21 protein-coding genes are annotated in these 25,816 nt (G+C 70.9%); 7 read left to right on the top strand and 14 right to left on the bottom strand.

What is annotated here, in order from left to right:
• Positions 1–11: 11 nt before the first annotated feature.
• Both REH65_RS27415 and REH65_RS27410 read right to left on the bottom strand, forming a co-directional pair.
• On the bottom strand, positions 12–683 hold the full coding sequence (locus REH65_RS27415) for an HAD family hydrolase (RefSeq protein WP_406689688.1): 672 nt from the start codon (positions 681–683) through the stop codon (positions 12–14).
• 101 nt (positions 684–784) lie between these two features.
• On the bottom strand, positions 785–3,109 hold the full coding sequence (locus REH65_RS27410) for a lysylphosphatidylglycerol synthase domain-containing protein (protein ID WP_406689687.1): 2,325 nt from the start codon (positions 3,107–3,109) through the stop codon (positions 785–787).
• Between the two features lie 116 nt (positions 3,110–3,225).
• Here REH65_RS27410 and REH65_RS27405 point away from each other — a divergent pair, with 116 nt between their 5' ends.
• Positions 3,226–4,125: a PAC2 family protein gene (locus REH65_RS27405; protein ID WP_281453666.1), complete on the top strand. Its 900-nt coding sequence runs from the start codon at positions 3,226–3,228 to the stop codon at positions 4,123–4,125.
• 73 nt (positions 4,126–4,198) lie between these two features.
• Here the strand turns inward: REH65_RS27405 and REH65_RS27400 are convergent, their stop codons facing one another.
• Positions 4,199–5,428 carry a styrene monooxygenase/indole monooxygenase family protein gene (locus tag REH65_RS27400; RefSeq protein ID WP_406689686.1) on the bottom strand — a complete coding sequence of 410 codons (1,230 nt, stop codon included), beginning with the start codon at positions 5,426–5,428 and terminating at the stop codon, positions 4,199–4,201.
• Between the two features lie 265 nt (positions 5,429–5,693).
• Positions 5,694–6,932, bottom strand: coding sequence for a cysteine--1-D-myo-inosityl 2-amino-2-deoxy-alpha-D-glucopyranoside ligase (gene mshC / locus REH65_RS27395; RefSeq protein WP_406689685.1), 1,239 nt, complete (start codon positions 6,930–6,932; stop codon positions 5,694–5,696).
• 517 nt (positions 6,933–7,449) lie between these two features.
• Between mshC and REH65_RS27390 the strand changes: the two genes are divergently transcribed.
• From REH65_RS27390 to REH65_RS27380, 3 genes are read left to right on the top strand one after another with little or no spacing between them, the layout of a single operon-like run.
• Positions 7,450–8,472, top strand: coding sequence for a betaine/proline/choline family ABC transporter ATP-binding protein (locus REH65_RS27390; protein WP_343231351.1), 1,023 nt, complete (start codon positions 7,450–7,452; stop codon positions 8,470–8,472).
• 1 nt (position 8,473) lies between these two features.
• The gene (locus tag REH65_RS27385) at positions 8,474–9,352 is read left to right on the top strand and encodes a proline/glycine betaine ABC transporter permease (RefSeq protein WP_281453669.1); all 879 of its coding nucleotides are present in this window, start codon (positions 8,474–8,476) and stop codon (positions 9,350–9,352) included.
• 29 nt (positions 9,353–9,381) lie between these two features.
• Positions 9,382–10,272 carry a glycine betaine ABC transporter substrate-binding protein gene (locus tag REH65_RS27380; protein WP_281453670.1) on the top strand — a complete coding sequence of 297 codons (891 nt, stop codon included), beginning with the start codon at positions 9,382–9,384 and terminating at the stop codon, positions 10,270–10,272.
• 232 nt (positions 10,273–10,504) lie between these two features.
• On the opposite strand, the gene REH65_RS27375 is transcribed toward REH65_RS27380, so the two are convergent.
• Together REH65_RS27375 and REH65_RS27370 are read right to left on the bottom strand one after the other, a co-directional pair.
• Positions 10,505–12,457, bottom strand: a complete 1,953-nt coding sequence (locus tag REH65_RS27375) for a vWA domain-containing protein (RefSeq protein ID WP_406689684.1) — start codon at positions 12,455–12,457, stop codon at positions 10,505–10,507.
• Positions 12,457–13,857 carry an ATP-binding protein gene (locus tag REH65_RS27370; RefSeq protein WP_281453672.1) on the bottom strand — a complete coding sequence of 467 codons (1,401 nt, stop codon included), beginning with the start codon at positions 13,855–13,857 and terminating at the stop codon, positions 12,457–12,459. The genes REH65_RS27375 and REH65_RS27370 overlap by 1 nt, the downstream gene beginning before the upstream one ends.
• A gap of 119 nt (positions 13,858–13,976) precedes the next feature.
• Here REH65_RS27370 and REH65_RS27365 point away from each other — a divergent pair, with 119 nt between their 5' ends.
• Positions 13,977–15,218 (top strand): serine hydrolase domain-containing protein, encoded by a 1,242-nt coding sequence (locus REH65_RS27365; RefSeq protein WP_406693253.1) that lies wholly within the window; start codon positions 13,977–13,979, stop codon positions 15,216–15,218.
• Positions 15,219–15,260: 42 nt separating this feature from the next.
• Here REH65_RS27365 and REH65_RS27360 read toward each other — a convergent pair whose 3' ends face one another.
• Both REH65_RS27360 and REH65_RS27355 read right to left on the bottom strand, forming a co-directional pair.
• Positions 15,261–16,061 carry an SCO1664 family protein gene (locus tag REH65_RS27360; protein WP_406689683.1) on the bottom strand — a complete coding sequence of 267 codons (801 nt, stop codon included), beginning with the start codon at positions 16,059–16,061 and terminating at the stop codon, positions 15,261–15,263.
• Between the two features lie 5 nt (positions 16,062–16,066).
• The gene (locus tag REH65_RS27355) at positions 16,067–16,633 is read right to left on the bottom strand and encodes a DUF3090 domain-containing protein (protein WP_281453674.1); all 567 of its coding nucleotides are present in this window, start codon (positions 16,631–16,633) and stop codon (positions 16,067–16,069) included.
• A gap of 224 nt (positions 16,634–16,857) precedes the next feature.
• Here REH65_RS27355 and REH65_RS27350 point away from each other — a divergent pair, with 224 nt between their 5' ends.
• Entirely contained in the window at positions 16,858–17,790 is a 933-nt protein-coding gene (locus REH65_RS27350) for an LD-carboxypeptidase (RefSeq protein WP_406689682.1), read from the top strand.
• 269 nt (positions 17,791–18,059) lie between these two features.
• On the top strand, positions 18,060–18,689 hold the full coding sequence (locus tag REH65_RS27345; RefSeq protein ID WP_406689681.1) for a uridine kinase: 630 nt from the start codon (positions 18,060–18,062) through the stop codon (positions 18,687–18,689).
• Positions 18,690–18,800: 111 nt separating this feature from the next.
• Here the strand turns inward: REH65_RS27345 and REH65_RS27340 are convergent, their stop codons facing one another.
• The 6 genes from REH65_RS27340 to REH65_RS27315 form a co-directional block, all read right to left on the bottom strand.
• Positions 18,801–20,381 carry a dipeptide ABC transporter ATP-binding protein gene (locus REH65_RS27340; RefSeq protein ID WP_406689680.1) on the bottom strand — a complete coding sequence of 527 codons (1,581 nt, stop codon included), beginning with the start codon at positions 20,379–20,381 and terminating at the stop codon, positions 18,801–18,803.
• Positions 20,378–21,277, bottom strand: coding sequence for an ABC transporter permease (locus REH65_RS27335; RefSeq protein WP_406689679.1), 900 nt, complete (start codon positions 21,275–21,277; stop codon positions 20,378–20,380). The genes REH65_RS27340 and REH65_RS27335 overlap by 4 nt, the downstream gene beginning before the upstream one ends.
• On the bottom strand, positions 21,274–22,311 hold the full coding sequence (locus REH65_RS27330; protein ID WP_281453679.1) for an ABC transporter permease: 1,038 nt from the start codon (positions 22,309–22,311) through the stop codon (positions 21,274–21,276). The genes REH65_RS27335 and REH65_RS27330 overlap by 4 nt, the downstream gene beginning before the upstream one ends.
• 4 nt (positions 22,312–22,315) lie before the next feature.
• Positions 22,316–24,109: an ABC transporter substrate-binding protein gene (locus REH65_RS27325; RefSeq protein ID WP_406689678.1), complete on the bottom strand. Its 1,794-nt coding sequence runs from the start codon at positions 24,107–24,109 to the stop codon at positions 22,316–22,318.
• Positions 24,110–24,244: 135 nt separating this feature from the next.
• Positions 24,245–24,967, bottom strand: coding sequence for an Imm1 family immunity protein (locus REH65_RS27320; protein WP_281453681.1), 723 nt, complete (start codon positions 24,965–24,967; stop codon positions 24,245–24,247).
• Positions 24,968–25,093: 126 nt separating this feature from the next.
• Positions 25,094–25,720, bottom strand: coding sequence for a TetR/AcrR family transcriptional regulator (locus tag REH65_RS27315; RefSeq protein ID WP_281453682.1), 627 nt, complete (start codon positions 25,718–25,720; stop codon positions 25,094–25,096).
• Positions 25,721–25,816: the final 96 nt, after the last annotated feature.

Below are 25,816 nucleotides of genomic sequence, written 5' to 3'. Positions count from 1 at the left end.
GATCGGGGTGCTCACGCCGCCGGGGTGAACAGCTCGGCGAGCTCGGCGAAGTCGACGTCGGCGAGCGAGTCGCGCAGCGTCCGGCGCGGACCGTCCTCCAGCGGGACCTCGCACGGCACGGCCAGGACGACGCAGCCCGCGGCCTCGGCGGAAGCGACCCCGGTCGGCGAGTCCTCGACGGCCACGCAGTCGGCGGGGTCGACGCCGAGCAGGCGCGCGGCCTTGAGGTAGGGCTCGGGGTCGGGCTTGTTCTTGCCGTCGACCTCGTCGCCGCACACGGTGACGTCGAAGGAGTCGTGCCCGAGGGTGTCCAGCGCCATGTCGGTGAGCGGCCGGATCGTCGAGGTCACCAGCGCGGTGCGCAGCCCGAGCTCCTTCGCGCTGCGCAGCGCCTCCTGCGCGCCCGGCCGCCACGGCAGGCCGTCCGCGAACAGCTGGGTCATCCGGCGCGCGACCCAGCTGGCGGCGGTGGCGATGTCGGAGTTGCCGTCGGGCAGGCCCAGGTCCACCAGGAGCAGCCGCATGCTGCGGGTCATGTTGGAGCCGACCATGTCCTCGCGGACCGCCTGCGAGAGGCGACCGCCGCGGTGCGCTGCGTAGTCGTCGAGCGCGATGGTCCAGAGCTTCTCGGAATCGACGAGCGTGCCGTCCATGTCGAACAGCACGGCTGCGGGCTGGGCCACGCGGAACACTCCGTTCACAGAGGTGGAAAGGACTCACAGAGGAGGAAAGGACCGCCCACCAGTACACACGACCATCTGTACCGATTCCCACCGAAGGACTCTCAGATCACATCCCGGTGTTGCAGGTAGCGGAACATGAGGATGCCGGGCAGCACCGGCAGCCAGTAGGTGAGCACCCGCGAGAGCAGCACGGCCGCGATCGCGGCGGTCGGCGGCACGCCCATCGCGCCCAGACCGGCCAGCAGGACGGCTTCGACGGCGCCGAGGCCGCCGGGCGAGGGCACCAGGTGACCGAGGGTGTTGCCGACGATGAACACGACGGTCACCGCGGTCCAGGAGAAGTGCGGGTGCAGCGCCGCCAGCGACGCCGCCAGCCCGAGCCCGGAGACGATCAGGTAGCCGAGCGCCCCGCCGAACAGCTGCAGCGCGCGGACCGGGTGCCGCAGGGTGTCCAGCAGCTCCCGGACGACCTCCCGCAGCGAGGGCATCACCTTGCGCCGCACCGGCGGGGCCAGCAGCACCAGCACCGCGACCAGCACCAGCGCTCCGGCGGCGACGAGCACCTGCCAGCCGGGCAGCGACAGGTGCGTGAAGGTCCCCGACAGGCCCGCGGCGAACACGCCGATCACCGCCACCACGACCGCCACGGCACCGGTCCCGGCCTGGTTGAGCAGCGTCGCCCCGACGGCCAGGGGCCTGCGCAGCCCGAGCCGTTCCAGGTAGACGACGTTGATGCCGAAGAACCCGGCGCCACCGGGGGTGGTGCGGCCGGTGAAGGCGGCGGCGATCTGGACCTGGAGGGTGCGCCAGAACGGCAGCGGGATGCGGCTGGAGCCCTGCATCGAGATCGACGCCAGCACCACCGAGGCGAAGCCGGTCAGCACCGCCACCACCAGCCAGCCCCAGTGGGCGTGCCGCAGCGCGTCGGCGACCTCGCGCGTGTCGGACAGCTCGGGGATGAGCAGGTAGACGGCGGCGCCGATGAGCACCAGACCCAGCACGGTGCTCGGGCGCACCGGGGAGCGGAAGCCGGGGATGGGCAGGCCGAGCCGGTCGGCGAGGGTCTCGCGCAGCTCGGCCAGGAAGTAGCGGCCGCGCTGGGCCTGGGTCCGGATGCGGCGCGGCAGCGACAGCGGCACCAGGGCGCGCAGGGCGGCTGCCAGCGACTCGACGGGCAGCGCGGCGATCGCGCTGGTCACGGCCCGTTCGGTGCCCACCAGGGCGGCGATGGACACGAGCGCCTCGGCGAGGTCCTGGGCGCAGCGGGCCTCGTCCGCTCCGGGGTGGCTGAAGGTGAACGACAGCAGCCAGGGGCGTCCGCGCTCGTCGACGAGGATGTTCTTGGCCCGCAGGTCGTGGTGGGCGATGCGGGCCTCGGCCAGCATCGCCACCTGCTGCCACACGCCGGCCAGCAGCTCGTCGTCGATCTCGCCGGGGTCGAGCTCGGTCAGCCGCCTGCCTGCGACCTCGCGCATCACCAGCAGCGCGGGCGCGTAGGGGACGTCGCAGGCCAGCACGACCTCCGGGGTGCGCACGCCCGCTCGGGAGGCGAGCAGGGCGGCGTAGGCCTCGTGCTCGACCTCGTGGTGCGGTGTGGACAGACTCGGCTCGTCCTGCACGTCGAGCAGCATCAGCAGTCGCTTGAGCTTGTACCAGCCGCCCGCCCGGCGGCTGAGCCTGCGCACCACCTTCACCCGCAGCGGCGGCCCGTCGACGGTGGTCACCGCCAGTTCGCGGGGTTGCAGCAGCCCGTGCCGCAGGGCGGTGATGGACACCGGGGCGAGCCCGGCCCGCTCCAGCTCGTCGAAGACCACCAGCTGCGACACCCGGCGGCCGGGAGCGCCCCACACCAGGTGGCACAGCAGGCCCACGCCCCAGCCGAGCAGCGCGCCGCCGACCGCGCCCAGCGGCAGGTGCAGGTCGAGGTGCACCACGGCGATGCCGGTCAGCAGCACCAGGCCCCAGCCCAGGTAGCGGGCGACCCGCCCGAAGTACGGGGTGGCCACCACGGCCAGCACCGTCACCACCGCGACCGCCTCCGACGGGAAGGGCCTGCCGAGCACCTGGTGCAGCAGCGCCGCGACGAGCCAGGTCACCGCGCCGGACCCGCCGCACAGCAGCGCCACCCGGACCCAGCCGAAGTAGGAGGTCACCACGACCACGCCGACGATGCCCGCCCACGACCCGACCCAGGTGAGCACCACCCAGACGGGGTCGACGGCGCGCGGGAGCGCGATCAGCTGTTGGTGAACAGCGACCTCGACCGGGTTGGCCGGTACCAGCGCCAGCAGCGCGCTCAGCGTGAGCAGTCCGCCGACGAGGCCGAGTTTGCCCAGGTCGCGGGGATGCCTGCCGATGGACAGCCGCAATCGCGACCGCGGCGAAACACCGGTCGCGCCACTCGCCTCCGACGGGCTCTGATCCACGGCCACCTGCCCCGAACAGACTGGTCAACCCAGCCTCGGACCAGGAATCCGAGCCGTCAAACCGACCCTCCGGTCAGGCAAGCGACGAGACCACCACCAAGCGATAGGCTTGCGCGGTGACCGATCGCGAACAGACGCCTGAACCGAACGCCGACCTGACGCGGTTGACGGACCCGATCGTGGTTTGCGCGTTCGAAGGATGGAACGACGCCGGGGACGCAGCCAGCTCCGCGATCGAGCACCTGCAGCTCATCTGGGACGCCGAGTCCCTCAGCGAGATCGACCCGGACCCGTACTACGACTTCCAGGTCACGCGCCCCACGGTCAAGCTGGTCGACGGCGTCACCCGGCAGGTCACCTGGCCGACGACGCGGCTGACGGTGTGCCGGCCGCCCGGCGCCGAGCACGACGTGGTCCTCATCCACGGCATCGAGCCGAACATGCGGTGGCGGGCGTTCTCCGCTGAGCTGGTCGAGCAGCTGGAGAAGCTCGGGGCGCGCACGGTGGTCACGCTGGGCGCCCTGCTGGCCGACGCGCCGCACACCCGCCCGGTCCCGGTCAGCGGCACGGCTTACGACGAGGGCTCCGCGGAGACCTTCGGTCTGGAGCGCACCCGCTACGAGGGGCCGACAGGGATCGTGGGGATCTTCCAGGACGCGTGCGTGCAGGCGGGCATCCCGGCGATCTCGTTCTGGGCGGCGGTGCCGCACTACGTCTCGCAGCCCCCGTCGCCGAAGGCCACGCTGGCGCTGCTGCACCGCGTCGAGGAGGCGCTCGACGTCGAGGTCCCGCTCGGCAACCTGCCCGACCAGGCCGAGGAGTGGGAGGAGACGGTCAGCGAGATGGCCGAGGAGGACGAGGACGTCCGCAACTACGTCCGCGCCCTCGAGGAGCGGGGCGACGCCGAGGTCCGCCTCACCGAGGCCAGCGGCGACGCCATCGCCGCCGAGTTCGAGCGCTACCTCCGCCGCCGGGGCCCCGGCGGCAAGGGCCCCCTCGGCCCCGGCCCGGGCTGACCCCTCACCGTGTCGAAAACCCCGGTTCTCGTGCGACGAGAACCGGGGTTTTCGACGTGCGGGCGAGCCCGGGTCAGGCCGCTGCGCAGCGGGCGATGAAGGCTTCCGAGGCTTCGGGGTCGAGGAACCAGGCGGTCATGTCGTCGGGGTTGGCGAAGCCGTCGGCGAAGCGCTCGCCGACCGCGGGGAGCTGCATGGCCGCGCCGAAGATGTCGAGGACGTGCGGGGGCGGCGGCTGCAGGGCGGCGTTGGCCCACGAGGTGATGTGCTGGGCGACGTCCCAGTAGCGGTCGAAGGTGCGCTGCATCCAGTCCCAGTCGAACGCGTCCTCGCCGTGCTCGACGATGCTGTCCAGGTAGATCTGGGCGGCGTGGCAGGCGGCGTTGGCGCCCTGCCCGGTGACCGGGTCGTTGAGCACCACGCTGTCGCCCAGGCCCAGGACGAGACGACCGGAGGGCAGCTGCCCGATCGGCTTGCTGACCTGCGGTGTCACCGCCCCGGCGAGGGTCGCGCCGTCGTCGGTGAGCTCGGCGTCGGCGAAGCGCTCGTGCTCCCACGGGCAGTGCCGGCGCAGCAGGCCGAGCATCCGCTCCCACTGCTGCTGCGGCTCGGGCCGGTCGCCGAAGGCGTCGAGCGGGCCGCCGGGAACGCCTTCCAGCAGCAGGATCTCGCAGGCGCCGTCGAGGGTGAGGCCGGGATAGCTGATGACCTCGCCGAGTCCGGCCAGGGCGTTGAACCGGGCCGCCGAGGAGTCGTCGCGGTCGCCGGGGACCCCGCGCACGTAGGCGGCCGAGAGCGCGCGCTGCGGTTCGGCGTAGGGCGAGCGCTGCGGGTCGCGCTCGAACAGCGACGCCAGCTCGCCCTTGCCCGCGGCGACCACGACGAGGTCGTGGTCCCCGGCCATGTCGTCGAGCTCGGCGACCGTGAGCGCCCGGTGCACGAGGGTGCCGCCGCGCTCGGTGAACAGCTCCATCCAGGCCGGCATCTTGACGCGCTGGTCGATCGACAGCGCGTAGTCCTTCAGCGGCGCCGTCCAGTCGATGGCGCGCTCGCCGTCGGGGCCCGCCACCGACACGCGCAGACCGGTGAGGTGCGGTGCGGTGTCGTCCCACAGGCCGAGCCCGTGCCGTCTCTCGATCTCCAGCGTCTGGTAGTACATCGACTGCGTCGACAGGACGCGACCACCGCGGATCTGCTCCGGCGTCTGCGCCGAGACCAGCGTGACGTCGTACTGCTCGGCCTGGAGCGTGAGAGCCAGCTGCAGCCCCGACTGCCCGGCCCCGACGATCAGGACCTTCCGCATATCTCCCCGACCACCTTTCGAGTGTCCCCGTGTTCGGGCAACAGGGTTGTGCGACGCCAATTCAGACGAACTTCGTCGCTCCCAGTGATGACGCGATGATCAAATCAAACCCGTTCGGACGTGTCGAGGAAGTGCGGAACTCGTTTTGATCAAGCAGAACGTGATGTTCCGTCGCTGCTCACCCGCTGTTCTCGCCGGAGGAGAGCGGACAGGAGAAGGGTGACCGGGAGCGGACTCCCGATCACCCTTCGTCGTGGTCGCGGTGTTAGAGCTCGACGCCCAGCAGCGCGTCGACCGCCGCGCGGATCGCACCCGGCGCGGACGCGTCGTCACCGCCGGACACCAGCGCCGACTCCACCCAGGCGTCGATCGCGCGCAGCGCGCCCGGAGCGTCAAGGTCGTTCGACAGCGCCTCGCGCAGCCCCGCGATCGCCTCGGCCGCCGCCGGACCGGAGCTCAGCGCCACCGCCTCGCGCCAGCGCGACAGCCGGGCGGCGCCGGCGGTGAGCGCGTCCGCGGTCCAGGACCGGTCCTCCCGGTAGTGGCCGTCGAGCAGCGCCAGCCGGATCGCCATCGGGTCCACCCGGTCGCCGCGCAGCCGCGAGACGAACACCAGGTTGCCGCGCGACTTGGACATCTTCTCGCCGTCGAGCCCGATCATCCCGGAGTGCACGTAGTGCTTCGCGAACGGGTACTCGCCGGAGAGCGCCTCGGCGTGCGCGGCGCTGAACTCGTGGTGCGGGAAGATCAGGTCCGAGCCGCCGCCCTGCACGTCGAAGCCCAGGCCCAGGCGGTTCAGCGCGATCACCGAGCACTCCAGGTGCCAGCCGGGACGGCCGGCGCCGAGCTCGGAGTCCCAGGACGGCTCGCCCGGCCGCGCCATCCGCCACAGCAGCGCGTCGAGCGGGTGCTCCTTGCCCGCGCGGTCCGGGTCTCCCCCGCGCTCGGCAAAGAAGGTGTTCATGGTGGCCTCGTCGTAGTTCGACTCGGAGCCGAACCGGCCGGTGGCCTGGTGCCGGAAGTAGATGTCGGGGTACTCGGCGTCGTCGGCGCGGTAGGCGGCGCCGGAGGCCAGCAGCTTGCCGACGGCCTCAACGATCTCCGGGATGGACTCGACCGCGCCGACGAAGTCGGCGGGCGGCAGCACCCGCAGCGCCTCCATGTCCTCGCGGAACAGCGCGGTCTCGCGCATCGCGAGCACCACCCAGTCCTCGTTGTCCCGCTCGGCCCGCTCCAGCAGCGGGTCGTCGATGTCGGTGACGTTCTGCACGTAGTGGACCTGGTGACCGTTGTCCAGCCAGACCCGGTGGATGAGGTCGAACGCCAGGTAGGTCGCGGCGTGGCCGAGGTGGGTCGCGTCGTACGGGGTGATCCCGCAGACGTACATCCGCGCTTCGGGCCCGGGTTCGGTGGGCCGGACCTCAGCGGCGGAGGTGTCGAACAGCTGGAGTGGGCGAGGCGTGCCTTCCACCTTGGGGACGGTGACCGATGACCAGGGTTGCATGCGTCCGACCTTAAACGTCCGCGCGGAGGCGGTGCCGCCATGTGGACCATCGCCCGTATCACATCCTGAGATGGTCGAGACCTTTTCCGGAATCGCACCCGGACCGCACCGCTCCGGAAATCAAATTCCGATTCACCCCGAATATCCGGTTGCGAGATCATCTTCGAGTAGTGGACAAACGGACTCGGGCAGCCTAAGAATCGATGCACAACAGAACCCGAGGAAGCGGAGGCGGAAACTCCGTAAATCGTGATCTCCCAGTTCACAAGCGTCCTGGAAGATCCAGAATGATCCACATCGACCATGCTGACCCGGGCAATCGCAATCAGATCTTCACCTGAACGGGTGGACATCCGCGAAACGGCTCGTATGATCGATCACCGCCGAAAGGGAGCGGAAACGAATTCCCGGACAGGGCCGGGGAACCACAATCCGGATGCTCGAACAATTCCTCGAATCAGTTCGATCTTCGCCGGAATCGATCTATCCGGATCCGCACATCAGGTGGAGGCGATCGGTGACTTCGGTACGCGTGGAACGGCTCTACAAGATCTTCGGCCCGCAACCCGCCGAGCAGGTTCGCCGGCTCGACGAGGGCGCTGACACCTCTGCCCTGCCCGAAGGGACCACGGCCGCGGTCGTCGACGCCTCGTTCTCGGTCCAGGAGGGTGAAACCTTCGTGGTCATGGGCCTGTCCGGCTCGGGCAAGTCCACCCTGATCCGGATGCTCAACGGCCTGCTCACGCCCACCTCCGGGCAGGTGTTCGTCGACGACGCCGACATCACCGCCATGTCCGGCCGCGAGCTGCGGACGATGCGGCAGCAGAAGATGAGCATGGTCTTCCAGCACTTCGCGTTGTTCCCGCACCGCACGGTGCTCGACAACGCCGGCTACGGGCTCCGGATCCGCGGCGTCCCCGACGACGAGATCAGCACCAGGGCCGCGGAGGCGCTCGGCATGGTCGGTCTCGACGGTTGGGAGCAGCGCTACCCGCAGCAGCTCTCCGGCGGCATGCGCCAGCGCGTCGGCCTCGCCCGAGCCCTGGCCGCCGGGACCGACGTGCTGCTGATGGACGAGGCGTTCAGCGCCCTGGACCCGCTGATCAAGCGCGAGATGCAGGACCAGCTGCTGGAGCTCAACGCCCAGCTCGGCAAGACGATCATCTTCATCACCCACGACCTCAACGAGGCGATGCGCCTCGGCGACCGGATCGCGGTGATGCGGGCGGGCCGGATCGTCCAGATCGGCGACTCCGAGCAGATCCTCAGCGAACCCGCCGACGACTACGTGGCCGAGTTCGTCCAGGACGTCGACCGCAGCCGGGTGCTCACGGCGGGCTCGATCGCCGACCCCAGCGGGGCAGCCCCGGCCGGGGTCACCCCGGTCCCGGCGACCGCGCCGCTGCGGGACCTCTTCGACCGGATCGGCCGGAACGGCCCGCTGCCCGTGGTCGACGCCCAGCAGCGGGTGATCGGCGTGGTCACGCCGCAGGCGGTCTTCACCGCGCTCAGCCACCGGACCGAACTCGAGGAGGCCTGAGATGACGGCGCTCTCGCAGCTGCCGCGCGTGCCGATCGGTGACTGGTTCAGCGCGGCCGTCGAGTGGCTCAACGACAACATCGGACCGCTGTTCGACTTCATCGACCTGGTGGTGAAGTCCGCCGTCGCGGGGCTGAGCTTCGCGCTGACCTGGTTGCCGCCGCTGGTGATGGTGCTGGTGTTCACCGCGCTGGCGCTGTGGCTGCGCAGCTGGCGGTTCGCGCTGTTCAGCCTCATCGGCTTCGGGCTGGTGGTCAGCATCGAGGAGTTCGAACCCGCGATGGAGACGCTGAGCCTGGTGCTGGTCTCCAGCGTGCTGGCGGTGCTCATCGGCATCCCCGTCGGGGTGCTGGCCGCCCGCAACCGGCACGTGAGCAACGTGGTGCGACCGGTGCTCGACCTGATGCAGACCCTGCCGGCGTTCGTCTACCTGGTGCCGGTGATCGTGTTCTTCAACATCGGCGTGGTGCCGGGCGTGGTGGCGACGGTGATCTTCTCGCTGCCGCCCGGGGTGCGGCTCACCGAGCTGGGCATCCGGCAGGTCGATTCCGAGGTGGTCGAGGCCGGTGAGGCCTTCGGCGCGCCGACCAGGCAGATCCTCACCGGCATCCAGCTCCCGCTGGCGATGCCGTCGATCATGGCCGGCATCAACCAGGTGATCATGCTCTCGCTGTCGATGGTGGTCATCTCGGGCATGGTCGGCGCCCCCGGGCTCGGCACCAACATCTACGAGGCGGTGACGCGCGTGCAGCTCGGCCAGGGCTTCGAGGCCGGGCTGGCGGTGGTGATCCTCGCGGTCTACCTGGACCGGATCACCGCTGTGCTCTCGGACCGCTCGCCCGTCGCGCGGGCGGAGCGCAAAGCGGCCAAGACCGGGTAGTCCGGCCGCCGCGGAAAGGCAGGTTGTCAATGTTGCGCACGAGATCGAGGCGGCTGGTCGCGATTCTGGCCGCGCTCGCCGCGCTGGTGATGGTCGCCGCCGGGTGCGGTGGCCGCGAAGCGCAGACCGGCCAGGAAGCCAAGCAGATCAACATCGGCTACATCGCGTGGGACGAGGACATCGCCGTCACGTACCTCTACAAGGAACTGCTGGAACGACGCGGCTACAAGGTCAACGCCACCGAGCTGGAGGCCGGTCCGATCTACGCCGGGCTCGCCCAGGGCAACCCGGACCTGTTCCTGGACGCGTGGCTTCCCGCCACGCACGAGGACTACTGGAAGCAGTACGGACCCCAGCTCGAGGACCTGGGGATCTGGTACGACCAGGCCACGCTCAACATCGCCGTGCCCAACTACATGACCGACGTGAACACGATCGCCGATCTCAAGGGCAAGGGCGCCGAGCTGAACGGCACCATCACGGGCATCGACCCGGGCGCCGGCCTGAGCCGCACCACCAAGGAGGCGCTGCCGAAGTACGGCCTGGAGGGCGAGTACCAGCTGCAGACGTCCTCGACCACGGCGATGCTCGCCGCGCTGCAGAAGGCGACCGACGAGCAGAAGCCGATCGTGGTGACCCTGTGGCACCCGCACTGGGCCTACGCCCGCTACCCCATCAAGGACCTGCAGGACCCGATGGGCGCGATGGGGCAGGCCGAGCAGATCCACGCGGTCGGGCGCAAGAACTTCAGCCAGGACTTCCCCGAGGTCACCGAGATGGTCAAGAAGTTCAAGCTGACCGACCAGCAGCTCGCCAGCCTGGAGAACGAGATCAACAGCGCCGCCAAGGGCCAGGAGCAGCAGGCCGCCAAGAAGTGGGCCGACGCCAACCCGGACGTCATCAAGTCCTTCGCGGGCTGATCATCCCTCCCAGGGGGCAGTTTTCATGGACGGGACAGTTTTCATGAAAACTGTCCCCACCCCAGGACCCCAACCGAGACGAAGTTTTCATGAAAACTTCCCCACCTCACGAACCTCGCACCCACGGGCAGGGGCATCAGGGACGGGACAGTTTTCATGAAAACTGTCCCGTCCCTGGTGCCCGGAGGGGGAGGAAGTTTTCATGAAAACTGTCCGCTGCCGCGGAACACCCTCACCGGCGGCGCTTGGTGCGGAGGTAGTCGCCCACCACGGCGGCGCCGAGGCCGTCGGCTTCGGGGGCGAGGACTCGGCCGCCGCCTCGGCGGGCGACGATGTTGACGAACCGCTCCAGGCGGGGGTCGTCGCCGAGCATGAAGACGCTCAGGGTGGTGCCCAGGCGGTGCAGGGCGTCCACTTCGGACAGGGTGACGCTCAGCGTGTGCGGGTCGGGCGGGTAGTCGAAGACCGCTTCCCCGTTCGGCTCCAGGTGGGCCGTGGGTTCGCCGTCGGTGATGACCAGCACGACGGGCTGCGCGTCGGAGTGCTTGCGCAGGTGCCGACCCGCGAGCAGCAGGGCGTGGTGCAGGTTCGTGCCCTGCTCCCACGCGCCCTCCAGCGCGGCCAGCTCACCGACGTCCACAGCGGACGCGTATCGCCCGAAGGTGACCAGCTGCAAGGCATCCGAGCGGAACCGGGTCGCCACCAGGTGGTGGAGCGCGAGCGCGGTGCGCTTCATCGGCACCCACCGGCCGTCCTGCACCATCGACCACGACGTGTCCACGCACAGCACCACCGCCGAGCGCGATCGCTGCTCGGTCTCGGCGACCTCCAGGTCCGCGAGGTCCAGCATCGGCGAGTCCGGCCCCTCGGCCGCGCGGCGCAGCACCGCGTTGCGGACCGTGCGCACGGCGTCCCACGGCTCGGCGTCGCCGTAGGTCCAGGGCCGGGTGGTCCCGGTGAGCTCGCCCGCCGCGCCCGCGCGGTCGGTGTCCCGCTCGCCCCGCCGCGTCCCGAGCTGCGAGATCACCGACTGCAGCGCGTTCTCCCCGAGCCGCCGCATCGCCCGCGGGCTCAGCTGCAACGACCCGTCCGGCGCGCGCCGCAGCAGACCTTGATCGCGCAGCTGGCGCTCGATCTGCGACAACCGCTGCGCGTCGACGGTGGCCTGCGGGCCGAGTTGGCGCTCCAGCGCTTCCAGGTCGATGTCCTCCAGGCTCGCGCCCGGGTAGGACTGGCTCAGCTGCTCGGCCAGCCGGTCCATCTCGCCGAGCTCGGCCATCGCCGCGGTCGCCTCCGCCATGCCCATCGGCTGGTCGCCGCGGAACCGCGCCCGCCCGTTCCAGTCCTCGCCGGGCCGCAACCCCTGCAGCTGCCGGTCGATGTTCTGCAGCGCCTGAGCGATGCGCGGATCACCGAAAGCCTGCTGCGACAACGCCATCAGCTCCTGGCGCTGCTCCTCGCTCATCGAGTTGAGCATCCGCTGCGCGGCGGCCGACCGGGCCGCGAGCGCGTCGACGAGCGCGTCGACGTTCTGCGGGTTCTCCGGGAAGAACTCGCCGTGCTTCGCCATGAACTCGTCGAACTTCTGCTGGACGTCGTCATCGCCGCGGGCGTGCGCGGCCAGCAGGGCCGACAGGTCGTCGAGCATCTCCCGCACCCGCTCGACGTCTTCCGGCGAGACCTCCTGCATCGCGTCCTTCATGCCCTGGAAGCGCTGTTCGAGGACCTCGGTGCCCAGCATCTGCCGGATCTCCTCGAAGGCCTCCCGGGCCTCCGCCGACCGCCAGTCGTACTCCGAGAGCTCGTTGACCTGCCCGGACACGTCCGGCGGCAGGGCGCTGAGCTGCAGCTCGCGGAAGCGGGCGTCCTCGGAGGTGTCGGCCGCCAGCGCCAGCCGCTCCTGCTCCAGCGCGCGTTCCAGCAGCCTGCGGACCTCGGAGATCGTGCCGTCGAGCCGGTGGCGGCGCTGCATCTCGCTGCGCCGCTGCCACAACCGGCGGGTCAGCTCGTCCAGCCCGGACGAGTCGCGGGTGCCGGTGCGCAGCAGCTCCTCCAGCGCCGAACGCGGGGAGGCGCCCTCCATGACGTCGCGGCCGATCTGGTCCAGCGCGTCGCGCAGGTCGACCGGCGGCTCCAGCGGGTCGGGCCCGCCGTGCCACGCCGAGTACCGGTAGCGCGGACTCATCAGCTGTACACCGAGCGGTCGTCGTCGGAGTCCTTGCCCAGCTTCTTGGCCAGGTACAACGACTCCAGGGCGAGTTCCACGGCGCTGGCGATGCGACCCGGCGGGTCGTCGGCGCGCACCCCGGCGCGCTCGGCGACCTGGTGCAGCACCGGCAGCTCCGGCAGCGCGGTGAGCACGTCCCGGCCCGCGATCTGCTCGCCGGTGGCCACCGGGTGTCCGTCGACGACGGCCTCGGCCAGCGAGTTCAGGTCCAGCCCGGCGAACAGGCCCCGCGCGGTGTCGGCGACCGAGCGCCGCAGCAGGTAGTTCAGCAGCTCGTCCTCGCGGCCCTCCTCGCCCGCCTCGAACTCGATCTTGCCGCGCAGCACGGCGGGCACCGCGGCCAGGTCGACCGGGCGGGCCACCGCCGGGTCCTCGCCGGTCAGCGCCGAGCGGTGCAGCGCGGCGGCCGCGACGGTCTCGGCGGCGGCGATGGCGAACCGCGCCGACACGCCCGAGCGCTGGTCCACGGCGCTGGACTCGCGCAGGTGGTCCACGAAGCGGGCCAGCACCTCCAGCAGGTGGTCGCCGACCTCCGCCGGCAGGTCCGCCTCCTGGCGCATCAACGACACCTCGTCGTCGATCTCCGTCGGGTAGTGGGTGCGGATCTCGGCGCCGAAGCGGTCCTTGAGCGGGGTGATGATCCGGCCGCGGTTGGTGTAGTCCTCGGGGTTGGCGGTGGCCACCAGCAGCACGTCCAGCGGCAGCCGCAGGCTGTAGCCGCGGATCTGGATGTCGCGCTCCTCCATGACGTTGAGCAGCGACACCTGGATCCGCTCTGCCAGGTCCGGGAGTTCGTTGATGGTCACGATGCCCCGGTGCGCGCGCGGGACGAGTCCATAGTGGATGGTCTCGGGGTCGCCCAGCGACCGGCCTTCGGCGACCTTGACCGGGTCGACGTCGCCGACCAGGTCGCCGACGGAGGTGTCGGGCGTGGCCAGCTTCTCGACGTAGCGGTCGTCGCGGTGCCGCCAGGCCACCGGCAGGTCGTCGCCCAGCTCGGCGGCGCGGCGCAGCGAGACCGGCGTGATCGGCTGCAGCGGGTGCTCGCCCAGCTCGGAACCCTCGATGACCGGGGTCCACTCGTCCAGCAGCGCGTGCAACCCGCGCAGCAGCCGGGTCTTGCCCTGACCGCGCTCACCGAGCAGCACCACGTCGTGCCCGGCGATCAGCGCGCGTTCCAGCTGCGGCAGCACGGTCCGGTCGAAACCGACGATGCCGGGCCACAGCGCCTGCCCGGAGCGCAGCGCCGTCAGCAGGTTCGCGCGCATCTCCGCCTTGATGCTGCGGGGTTCGTGTCCGCTGGTGCGCAGCTCCCCCGCCGTGCGGGGCAGCCCTGGAGGTGGGGTCGGGATCGTCACGCCCACGACGCTACTCCGAGGGAAACGTGAACGCCGCCACCGCGTCGAGGATTTCGAATCGTGAGCCGGTGGAGTAGAACACTCCACGGCAACGAAAAATCGCGAAGCGGTGGGAGGCCCTGGTGGCTCTGGAAATCGAGGTGGAGCCGGGCGAGGTCGGCTTCGACGCGGACCGGTTGCGGCGGATCGACCGGCACTTCGAGGACTACGTCACGACGGGCAAACTGCCCGGCTGGCTGGTGCTCGTGGCCCGCCAGGGCAAGATCGCGCACCTGTCGACGCACGGCATGCGCGACATCGAGAGCGGCAAACCGGTCGAGTCCGACACGCTGTTCCGGATCTACTCCATGACCAAGCCGATCACCTCGGTCGCGGCCATGATGCTCTACGAGGAAGGCGCGTTCGAGCTCACCGACCCGGTCAGCGACTTCATCCCGTCCTTCGCCGACATGTCCGTCTACACCGGCGGGCCAGCCCGCAACCCGCAGACGCGGCCGGCGACCGAGCCGATCCGGATCTGGCACCTGCTCACCCACACCGCCGGGCTCACCTACGCGTTCAACTACCTGCACCCGCTCGACGAGCTGCACCGCCGCGCCGGGTTCGAGTTCGGCATGGCGCCCGACCTGGACCTGGCCGCCTGCTGCGACGCGTGGGCGGAGATCCCGCTGCTGTTCGACCCGGGCACGCGCTGGAACTACTCGGTGGCCACCGACGTGCTCGGCCGCGTCGTGGAGGTCGCCTCCGGGCAGCGGCTCGACGAGTTCTTCCGCACCCGCGTGCTCGACCCGCTGGGCATGACCGACACCGGTTTCCAGGTCGACCCGGCCGACGCCGACCGGCTGGCCTCGCTGTACTCGGCTGACCCGCAGGGCAAAGCGCGGCTGCACCCCAAGCACGAGCAGATGTACGACACGGCGTTCGAGCCGCCGAAGGCGCCCTCCGGCGGTGGCGGTCTGTTCTCCTCGGCGCGCGACTACCACCGCTTCCAGCAGATGCTGCTGCGCCGCGGCGAGCTCGACGGGGTGCGGCTGCTGGGCGGGCGCACGGTCGACTTCATGACCCGCAACCACCTGCCCGGCGGCGCGGACCTGGAGACCCTGGCGATGGGCTCGTTCTCCGAGGTCGCCAACGCGGGCAAGGGCTTCGGCCTGGGATTCTCGGTGGTCGACGACCCGCTGGCGGCCAAGGTCCTGAGCTCGAAGGGCGAGTTCGCCTGGGGCGGCCTGGCCAGCACGGCCTTCTGGGTCGACCCGGCGGAGGACCTCACGGTCCTGTTCCTGACCCAGCTGATGCCCTCCAGCACCCACCCGATCAGGCCCTACCTGCACCAGCTGGTGTACCAGGCCCTGACGGACTGACCGACCCGTCAGCCAACCGGCGAAGTCGGTCCCCGCGGAGCTTCAAAAAGCCGGCCAGGGGATCGCGGGCCAGTCCCCGGACGGTTCCGGGTAGACCCCCGCTTCGAGCAGCCGGTCGATTCGGGTGCTCACGGCCTGCACCTCTTTGATCGTGAGGTGGTCGGAGAGCTCCTCGGCGAGGTCCCCCTCCATGAGGGCACGGACCTCGCCGAGCCGCTCCAGCTCGGCCTCGCCGACGCGCTCGCCGATCCAGCCCCACAGGACCGTGCGCAGCTTGTCGTCGGTGTTGAGGCTGACGCCGTGATCGACGCCCAGCACCCGGCCGTCGGGGGCGCGCAGGATGTGCCCGCCCTTGCGGTCGGCGTTGTTGATCACGATGTCGAGCACCGCGAGCCGCCGCAGCTGGTCGTGGTCGGCGTGGGCGAGCACCACCGGATCGCCGTCGGGGTCTTGGGCGCGCAGCACCTGCCGCCAGCCGTCGCGGACCTCGCTGGGGTGGGTGATGTCGACGAGCTGCGCGTCCTCCTCGGCCTGCTCGTCGATCCACAGCTGCACCATGCCGGGCCCGAACGGGCCGTCGCGGAGCAGCGTCGGCGGGATCAGGCCCCAGCCCGTCGCCTCCGAGATCAGGTAGGACGCGACCTCGCGGCCGGCCAGGGTGCCGTCGGGGAAGTCCCACAGCGGGCGCTCGCCGCGCACCGGCTTGTAGACGCACTCACCGGAGAGGCCGTCGAGCTCCACCGAGCAGAGCAGCGTCGCGTTGGACGCCTCGACGAGCCTGCCCTGGATCTCCAGCCGCCCGTGGCGCAGCAGCTCGCAGGTCGCGGGCTCCTCGACGGCCACGGGGCTCAGACCTCGTCCGAGCGCCGGTAGCCGTTCTGCCGCGGGCAGATGTGGCCAGCCGGGTCCAGCGGTTCGCTGCACAGCGGGCACGGCTTGCGACCTGCGCTGATGACCCGCTCGGCGCGTTCCGCGAAGGCGCGGGCGTGCACCGGGCTGAGGAACACGCGGAGCGCGTCCGGCCCCTCCTCGGTGTCGTCGAGGACGACCGACTCGTCGATCTCCTCCTCGGTGACCGCGAGCAGTTCGACGACCACGGCCTCGGACTCGGCGTCCCAGCCCAGGCCCATCGTGCCGACGCGGAACTCCTCGTCGACCGGGACCGAGAGCGGTTCGGTGTCGACGAGCTCCTCGGGCGTGGAGCCGGGCAGGTCGGCGTCGAACCGGCGCTGCACCTCGTCGAGGAGAGCACCGATCCGCTCGGCCAGGACCGAGACCTGTTGCTTTTCCAATTGCACGCTGACCGTGCGGACGTCCTCGGACGCCTGCAGGTAGAAGGTGCGATCGCCGGGTTCCCCGACCGTTCCGGCGACGAATCGGTCGGGTTGGCGGAAGACGTGGATGACGCGAGCCATGACCCCTCCGACACTAGGCCACCGAGCGCACGTCGTGCGCGACTGGCCCCCGTTTTGTACATCACCTTCCGGTGCAACGCGGTGACCAGGGATGACCGTCCCCCGAGGGAGCGTGTTCGCTGTTGGTGAACTGCGGCGCGGCACGCTGACTGCCGATACGCTCGCGGCAAGATCAGCGGTGTTCGAGCCGACCGGGGCTCGAACCGACCGGATGGAGCACGCCGATGAGCACGCGCGAACTGACCCGCCCCCCGAGGCTGCGTCCGGGTGCCGTGGTGGCGGTGGTCGCTCCGGCCGGCCCGGTGCCCGCGGAGCTGCTGGAGACCGGCCTCGCCCTGCTGCGCGACTGGGGGCTGGAGGTCCGCGTCGGCAAGCACGTCCTGGACCGCCACCCGCGCCTGGACTACCTCGCGGGCACCGACGCCGACCGGGCCGCCGACCTGCAGCAGGCCTGGTGCGACCCGGAGGTCGAGGCGGTGTTCTGCGCGCGCGGCGGCTACGGCTGCCTCCGCATGATCGATCACCTGGACTTCGGCGAGCTGGCCGCCGCCGGACCGAAGGTCCTCGTCGGGTCCAGCGACGTCACAGCGCTGCACGAGGTGTTCGCCGCCGAGCTGGGGCTGGCCACGATCTTCGGGCCGATGGTGGCGACCAAGGCGTTCGCGCACGACGACAAGGCCCGCGACCACCTGCGCCGCACCCTGTTCACGCCGGAGGCGGTGACGATACTGACCGGCCGCAACGCGGCGACGATGGTGCCCGGGCGCGCCCTGGGCGTCACCTACGGCGGAAACCTGAGCCTGCTCGCGGGATCGCTGGGCGCGGGCCTGGCCGCCCGGCCGCCGGAGCGCGGCATCGCGCTGCTGGAGGACGTCACCGAGGAGCCCTACCGCCTCGACCGGTTCCTGATCCAGCTGATCCGCGCGGGCTTCTTCGCGGGCGCCACCGGGATCGCGCTGGGCTCGTGGACCGACTGCGGCCCGGTGGAGGAGGTCCGCGCGATGCTGGAGAACCTCCTGGGCGACCTCGGCGTCCCGATCCTCTGGGAGCTCGGCTTCGGCCACTGCGAGGCCCAGCGCACCGTCCCCCTCGGCGTCGCAGCAGAGCTCGACGCCGACGCCCAACGCCTCTCCGTCCTCCAACCCGCCCTTCGGTAGGGGCGGAGCAGTTCGCACGAAGACCGTCCCCTCCCGCAACCGCCCCACCCCTGGGCACGGGCCCGTGGAGTGGGGAAGTTTTCATGAAAACTGTCACCTCCCCGGAACTCCAGAGGTCGCACAGTTCTCATGAAAACTGTCACCTCCCACACAACTCTCACCCCTGGGTACGGGGTTCGTGAGAGGGGGAAGTTTTCATGAAAACTTCGCCTCTCCCGGGACTCCGGGGGTGGGGAAGTTTTCATGAAAACCTCGCGTAGGTTCGGGGTGTGCGCGTGCGGGCGATCTCTCCTGAGGCACTGGTGGACGAGGTGGTGGAGCGGGTCGACGCCCTTCCCGGGCGGTGGCTGCGGGTGGCTGTTGACGGGGCCGAGGCCGCCGGGACCGGCGAGTTCGCGGATCGGCTGGTGCCACCGCTGCGGGAGCGGGGCCGCGAGGCCGTGCGGGTGCGGGCCGCGGACTACCTGCGTCCCGCGTCGGTGCGGCTGGAGCTCGGCCACCACGACCCGGACTCCTACTACCTGTCCTGGTTCGACACCGCGGGCCTGGCCCGCGAGGTCCTCCGCCCGCTCGCCGAGGACGGCACCGGCCGGGTGCTGCCCGCGCTGTGGGATCCCGAGGCCGACCGCTCCCCTCGCCTGAACCGCGTCTCGCTGCCGGAGCGCGGAGTGGCCATCGTCGACGGACCGCTGCTGCAGGGCGTGGGCCTGGACTTCGACCTCGTCGTGCACCTCTGGCTCTCCGACGGAGCGCTGCAGCGCCGCACGCCCGAGGACCGCCACTGGACGCTCCCCGCGTTCGAGCGCTACGCCGAGGAGGTCGACCCCACCTCCCTGGCGGACCTCGTGGTCCGCGTGGACCACCCGGATCGCCCGGCGATCATCGACAGCTTCAGCTGAGCGTCCGCCGGGGCCGTTGCGCAGCCGTCAGGACAGTTTTAGCCATAATTGTCCGGGCAAAAAGGACATTGATCATGGGTGATTATGGCTAAAACTGTCGTCGTCCCGGAGTCACGCCACCCGGCGCGAGGTGCTCGGAACCGCGGCGAGGAGGGTTCTGGTGTAGTCGTGCTGCGGGTCGAGGAGGACCTGCTCGACCGTGCCGAGCTCGACGATCTCTCCCCGGTACATCACCGCCACCCGATCCGCGATGTTCCACGCCAGACCCAGGTCGTGGGTGATGACCAGCGTGGACAGGCCGCGCTCGACCCGGAGGCCCAGCAGCAGGGAGAGGATCTCGCCGCGGACCGTGGCGTCCAGCGAGGCGACCGGCTCGTCGGCGATGAGCACCTCCGGCTCCAGCACCAGCGCCCCCGCGATCACCACGCGCTGGCGCTGACCACCCGAGAGCTCCTGCGGGAACCGCGACAGGAAGTCCTCCGCAGGCCGCAGCTCCGCCGCCTCCAGCGCCGCGACGACCCGGCCCGGCTCGTCGTCGGTGATGCCGTGGATCCGCAGCCCTTCGGCCACCGCCTCGTAGACGGTGTGCCGCGGGTTGAGCGCCCCCGTCGGGTCCTGCAGCACCAGCTGCACCTTCCGCCGGTAGTCCCGCAGCGCCGACGAACCCGTCGGCAGCGCGGCGCCGCCGAAGCGCACCTCCCCGCCGGTCGGCCGCTGCAGCCCGAGCAGCGTGCGCGCCAACGTCGTCTTGCCGGAACCGGACTGACCCACCAGCGCGACGATCTCATTGCCGCCCACCTCCAGGTCCACCCCGCGCACCGCGCGCACGACCTTCCCGGACCGGCTGCGGAAGGTCACCTCCACACCGGAGGCCGACAGCAGCGGCGCACCGGCCGCGCCGCCCTCGGTGAGCCGGAACCGCTGGTCCCCCACCGTCGGGAACGCCTCGGCCAGCGCCTTGCTGTGCTCGTGCTGCGGCCGGGTCATCACCTGCTCCGTCGGCCCGTGCTCGACGACCTCGCCCCGGTACATCACCGCCAGCCGGTCGCAGGTCGCCGACAGCACCGACAGGTCGTGGCTGATCATCACCAGCGCGATGCCGCGCTCGGCGACCAGCCGCTTGAGCAGCTCCAGCACCTGCGCCTGCACCACGACGTCCAGCGCCGTGGTCGGCTCGTCGGCGATGACCAGGCGCGGTTCGCAGGCCAGCGCCATCGCGATCATGACCCGCTGCTTCTGACCGCCGGAGAGCTCGTGCGGGTAGGCACCCGCCCGGTCGGCCGGCAGCTCGACCTGCGCCAGCAGCTCCGCCACCTTCGCCTTGAGGTCGCCCTTGCCGCCGTGCAGCCGGATCGGCTCGGCGATCTGCTCGCCGATGGTGCGCACCGGGTTCAGCGCGTGCATCGCGCCCTGGAACACCACCGACGCACCGGCCCAGCGGACCGCGCGCAGCCGGCCGAAGCTCATCTCGCGCACGTCCTCGCCGTCGAGCAGCACCTCGCCCTCGACGCGGGCGGTGCGCGGCAGCAACCGCAGCACCGACATCGCGACGCTCGTCTTGCCGCAACCGGATTCGCCTGCCAGACCGAGGGTTTCGCCCCGTTCCAGGCTCAGGTCCACACCGGACACGGCGGGTTCACTCGCGCCGCCGTAGGTGATCGACACGTCGCGCAGTCGCAGAATCGGACTCACCGCCGCCCCCGCAGCCTCGGGTTGAACACCGCTTCCAGCGCCCGGCCGCACAACGTGAAACCGAGCACCACCAGCACGATTCCCAGACCGGGCGGCAGCAGGTACCACCAGGCCCCGCCGGTGACCGCGCCGGTGTCCATCGCCGATTTCAGCATCGTCCCCCAGGAAACCCGGCTGGGATCGCCGAGACCGAGGAAGGACAGCGTGGATTCGGCGATGATCGAGCTCGCCACGGCCAGCGTGGTGTTCGCGAACACCAGCGGCAGCACGGCGGGCAGCACGTGCTTGCCGATCACGTGGCCGTGCCCGGCGCCGAGCGCGCGGGCGCGTTCGATGTAGGGCCGGGCCTCGATGGTGAGCGTCTGCGCCCGCACCACCCGCGCGGTGTGCGGCCACGAGGTCACGCCGATGGCGAGCACGATCGTCCACAGCCCGCGTTCGAGCACCGTCGACAGCGCGATCGCCAGCACCAGCGAGGGCAGCACCAGGAAGAAGTCGGTGAACCGCAGCAGGATTCGCGAGGTCCAGCCGCCGAAGTGCGCGGCCACGACCCCCACCAGCGCGCCGATGCACACCGACAGCAACGCCGCCGACAGCCCGACGACCAGCGACACCCGCGCGCCCCACCAGGTCAGCAGCAGCACCGAACGCCCGGATTCGTCGGTGCCCAGCGGGTATTCGGCGCCGGGCGCCTGCAGCGCCGCCCCGGTCGCGCGGGTGACGTCGAGCCCGGCCGAATCGGTGAGCACCGGTGCCAGCAGCGCCAGCAGCACGATCGCGGCCAGCAGGATCAGGCCCGCCAGGCCCGCTCGGTCGGCGCTGAAGACCCGCCAGCCCTCGGCGAAGCGCTCCTTGCGGCGCGCGCGCACGACCTGGGAAGCGGTGGGGGCGCTCATGATTCGCGCACCCGGGGGTCGATGACCCGGTAGAGCAGGTCGGCCAGCACGTTCATCACCACCACGCTCCCCGCCAGCACGATGAAGATGCCCTGCAGCAGCGGCAGGTCCGGAACCCGCAGGGCTTCGAAGGTCAGCAGTCCGAGACCGGGCCAGGAGAACACGGTCTCGACGGTGATCGCTCCGGCGATCACCAGGCCCAGCCGCAGGAAGATCAGCGTCACGGTCGGCAGCAGCGCGTTGGGCACGGCGTGCCTGCTGCGCACCAGGTCCTCGCGCAGTCCCTTGGCGCGCGCGGTGGTCAGGTAGTCCTCGCCCATCTCCTCCAGCAGCGAGGAGCGCATCACCATCAGGTACTCGGCGTAGATGACGGCGAGCATCGTCAGCACCGGCAGCACCATGTGGTGGGCGACGTCGAGGACCTGCGGCAGCAGCCCCGGCGGCGCGTCCGGGCTGGAGATGCCGCCGACCGGGAACAGCCCCGGGATCGGCCCGACCCCGACGCCGAAGGCCATGAGCACGATCAGACCCAGCCAGAACGTCGGCACCGACCACAGCGCCAGCGCCACCGAGCTCGCGGTCTTGTCGAACGCCCCGCCGTGCTTCCACGCCGCCCGCGAGCCCATCCACAGCCCGAGCAGGATCGCCAGCACGGTGGCGGTGCCCACCAGCAGCAGCGTCGGCCCGACGCGTTCGAGGATGAGCTCGCCGACCGGGCGGCTGTAGGTGTAGGAGGTGCCGAGGTCGCCGCGCAGCAGGTTGCCGAGGAAGTCCAGGAACTGCTTCCACAGCGGCTGGTCCAGGCCGAGCCGCTCGCGCAGGTCGGCGATCTGCTGCGAGGTCATCGGCGCACCGCGGGTCATGGTGCGCACCGGGTCGCCGGGCATCACCCGGAACAGGAAGAAGCCGAGCACGGCGACCAGCAGCAGGCTCACCAGCCCGCCGCCGATCTTGCCGCCGACGAAGCGCAGCGACCGGCCGCCGTTGCCGGAGGCCGGTTCCTGCGCGTCCACAGTGGTCAGAAGGTCCGACACGCGGTCACTCCCGGTCGTCCGCGGTGGCCCGGCGCCGCACCACGACCACCACGCCCACCAGCACGATCACCACGACCACGCCGCCCAGGACCCAGGCGACGGTGGTGTAGTTCGTGCCGCCGGAACCGCTGACGGCATGCTCGGTGGGGTCGGCGCCGTAGTAGCCCCAGTAGCCCTGCTGCCCGGTGATCACGCCCTCGGTGGCCGGCTGCAGCTGGAAGCCGTTGTAGCGGTCGCTGCGGTAGGCCTCCAGCGAGTTGCCGTAGTACAGCACCAATCCGGTGGCCTGGTCGTAGAACCGCGACTGCAGCCGCTTGACCAGGTCGATCCGCTTGGCGGGGTCGAACTCGGCGAGCTGCTCGGCGTAGAGGTCGTCGTAGACCGGGTCGCACTGCAGGGTGTCCGGGGTGCCGTTGCCGTCGGGCGTCGGGCGGGCGCCGCAGGTCTGCAGCCGCAGCACGTAGTCCGGGTCGGGGTTGGCCGACCAGCCGCTGATGACCATGTCGAAGTCGCCGGCGGTGGTGCGGTCGTTGAGCTGGTTGTCGGAGATCGGCTGCAGCTCGACGTTGATGCCCAGGTCGGCCAGCCAGCGCTTGACGAACTCCCCGACCTGCGCGTCGCTCGCCTCGTCGCCGTGCAGCACGAAGTCGAAGTTCAGCGGCTCGCCCTGCGGCGTGCGACGGACGCCGTCGGGGCCTCGGGCGTACCCGGCCTCGTCGAGCATCCGGTTCGCCGCGGCCGGGTCGAAGGTGCGCGGCTGCGGGGGGTTCCAGTGGTAGTCGTCGAAGATCGGCGGCAGGTATCCCCCGCCGACCTGCCCGTAACCGCCGAGAACCCGGTCCACGAGGGCTTTCCGGTCGATGCCGAGGTCGATGGCCTGCCGGACGCGGAGGTCCTTCAGCGCCGGGTGCCCGGTGCCGATCGGCTGGTTCTCGCTGTTGGTGGCGCCGGGGTTGAGGATCATCTCGTAGAACCGGCGGCCCTGGCCCTTGACCTGGGTGATGTCGGGCTGGTCGGCGAGCGCGTCGAACTGGGCGGGCGTGAGCTTCTGGACGACGTCCACGTCGCCCTTGCGCAGCGCCTGCACCGCGGCGTCGCTGTTCTTGAACTGGATGAACTGCAGCTCGGCGACCTTCGGCGCACCGCGCCAGAAGTGCGGGTTGGCGGTGAGCGTGACGTCCTGCTCCGCCCGGTACCCGGTGAGCGAGTAGGGCCCGCTGCCGACGACGGGCATCTGGTCGTTGGCGAAGTTCGCGACGTCGGTGACCTTCGACCACACGTGCTCGGGCACGATCGGCGCGTCGATGGCCAGCATCGTGGCCTGCGGCGTCTTGGTGCGGATGACCAGCGTCTGATCGTCGGGCGCGGTGACCTGGTCGAAGTTCTCGACGAAGTTGCCGTTGGCGGTGGCCGCGGCCGGATCGCTCATCATCCGGTTGTAGGTGTAGGCGGCGTCGCGGGCGGTCACCGGCCGCCCGTCGGACCAGGTGACACCGGGCCGGATGTGGAAGGTCCAGGTGAGCTTGTCCGGTGTGGACTCCCACCGCTCCGCCAGCTCCGGTTCGACCCCGAAGTCCTGGGCGTTGTAGGTGGTCAGCGTCGGGTAGATCGCCCGGAAGAGGTCCGTGGCGGCCAACGAGTAGCCCAGGAACGGGTTCAGCGAGTCGATCTGCTGCTGCAGTCCGACGCGCAGCGTGGCGCCCTGGGGGCGCTCCCCGTTCTCCTGCGCCGACCCCGGTACCGGCAGCAGCAAGCCGACCAGCAACGCGGCCCCCAGCGCGACGAGTCGTCTACGCACGTGCGGCCCCCTTCATCCTCGCGCGAATGGAAAGAAGGAACCACCTCTTGCTGCTGTTAGTCAATGCTTCACCACGGGTTGTCGCGAACCCGCGTCACGCGCGGGTCGCGAAACCGCGACCCGCGCGGCACCGAACTACAGATCGCCCCAGCGTGCGGGCTGCCACTGCACGCATTCCGGCTTGGCCCCCGTCCGGGTGAACTCGTCGAGGGCGGCGCGGAGTTCGCGGAACGGCAGGACTGCGCTGCGGGGGAACTTCAACGTGCTGCCCGCGTCGAAGGCCAGCGCGGGCGCGTCCGGCGACGGCTGCGGGTTGCAGCTGTGCCAGGACGTCATCTCGCCCTCGTCGTCCTCCTCGGTGAAGTTGAGGACTCCGAGCTCGCTGTCGGCGTCGGTGACGACCCGGATCTGCTCGTACGGCCCGGGCGCGTCGGGGTCGGCGTGCGGCCGGTCCCAGACGTAGACGTGCCCGGCGGCGTCACCCGGGGAGCGCAGCAGCCGGTCGACGAGTTCGGCCTTGTCGTCCTCGCTCTGCGCGTAGAGCCGCTCGCCGTCGACGACCGCGGTGGTGACGGTGACGCCGAGCTCGGTGTTGCGGGCGCCGATCGCCTCGGCCTTGAGCCCTTCCAGGCAGGTCCGGGCCTCGGTCAGCGCCTTCATCGCCGCGCCCTGGTGGTAGACCAGATCACCCCAGTACGGGTGGCCGAGGACCTTGTTCAGGTCGTCGTAGACGGCGCGGGTCTCGTCGATCAGCTTGTCCAGGGCGTCGACGGGTACGTCGGTCAAACGCGCGAAGACCACCGCCGGCGGCTCCAGCGTTGCGTGCGGGTCGGGCTCATCCTGTGCTGGATTCGACATGCCTTCCCTGCATCCACTTCGATCACGGGCACCAGCGCGGGCGCCCCAAGCCCAGCTCGTTCGCTCCGAGGCTACCGCGCGTCATCCGGCCGTCTCGCAGCGCATCCGGATGATCTTCCGTCCGGCTCAACCGGCCCAGTCGCTGAGCACTTCCAGAGCTCCGTGGTCGCGGCGCGCGGCCAGCGACAGCAGCGCGCGGCCGACCCCGTCGGCGTCGCCGAGGCCGAGATCGTCGACGAGCTCCGGCGGCAGGCTCAGCGCCGAGAGCGCGACGCCGAGCATCCCGGCGTCGAGCAGTCCCGCGCCGCGCCGGCTGATCCGGCGGCCGACGGCGGAGTGCAGCTGCACGGCGGTGTCGACGCTGGCCCGGCTGATCCGGCCGAGCAGCCCGCGGACCTCCGGATTGCGCACGCCCTCCAGGTGCAGCTCGAACAGCGCGAGGAACTGGGCGCGGGCGTTGCCCGACATGCGCTGCAGCATCGCCGCGTACAGGGCGGTCACGTCATCGGGCCCGATGTCGTCGGGGATCTGGGTGCAGAGCGCTTCGAGGGCGGCGACGTGCCGCTCGGCGAGGTAGTGCGCGATCGCCTCGAACAGGGCGTTGCGCGTCGGGTAGTAGTTCTTGGTGGTGCCCTCCGGGACCCGCGCCTCGCGGTCGATCGCACGATGCGTCAGCCCGCGGCCGCCGTCCCGTGCGAGCACCTCGATGGCGGCGTCGGCGAGCAGTTCCCGACGGTTTCCTCGCTGCGTCATGCATCCCCTAGATCTCGCTCGAGTTGACCAAGATCGTATCCCCGACACCACGCCGGTGGCACCAGGGCACGCGGGGGACTCGCAGCGCAAAGCCGC

The sequence above is a fragment of the Saccharopolyspora sp. ID03-671 genome, assembly GCF_045278815.1.
In the GTDB taxonomy this organism is placed as follows: Bacteria; Actinomycetota; Actinomycetes; order Mycobacteriales; family Pseudonocardiaceae; genus Saccharopolyspora; species Saccharopolyspora ipomoeae.
The sequence above is the reverse complement of the archived record's forward strand: the minus strand, read 5'-3'. Positions and strand labels throughout refer to the sequence as shown.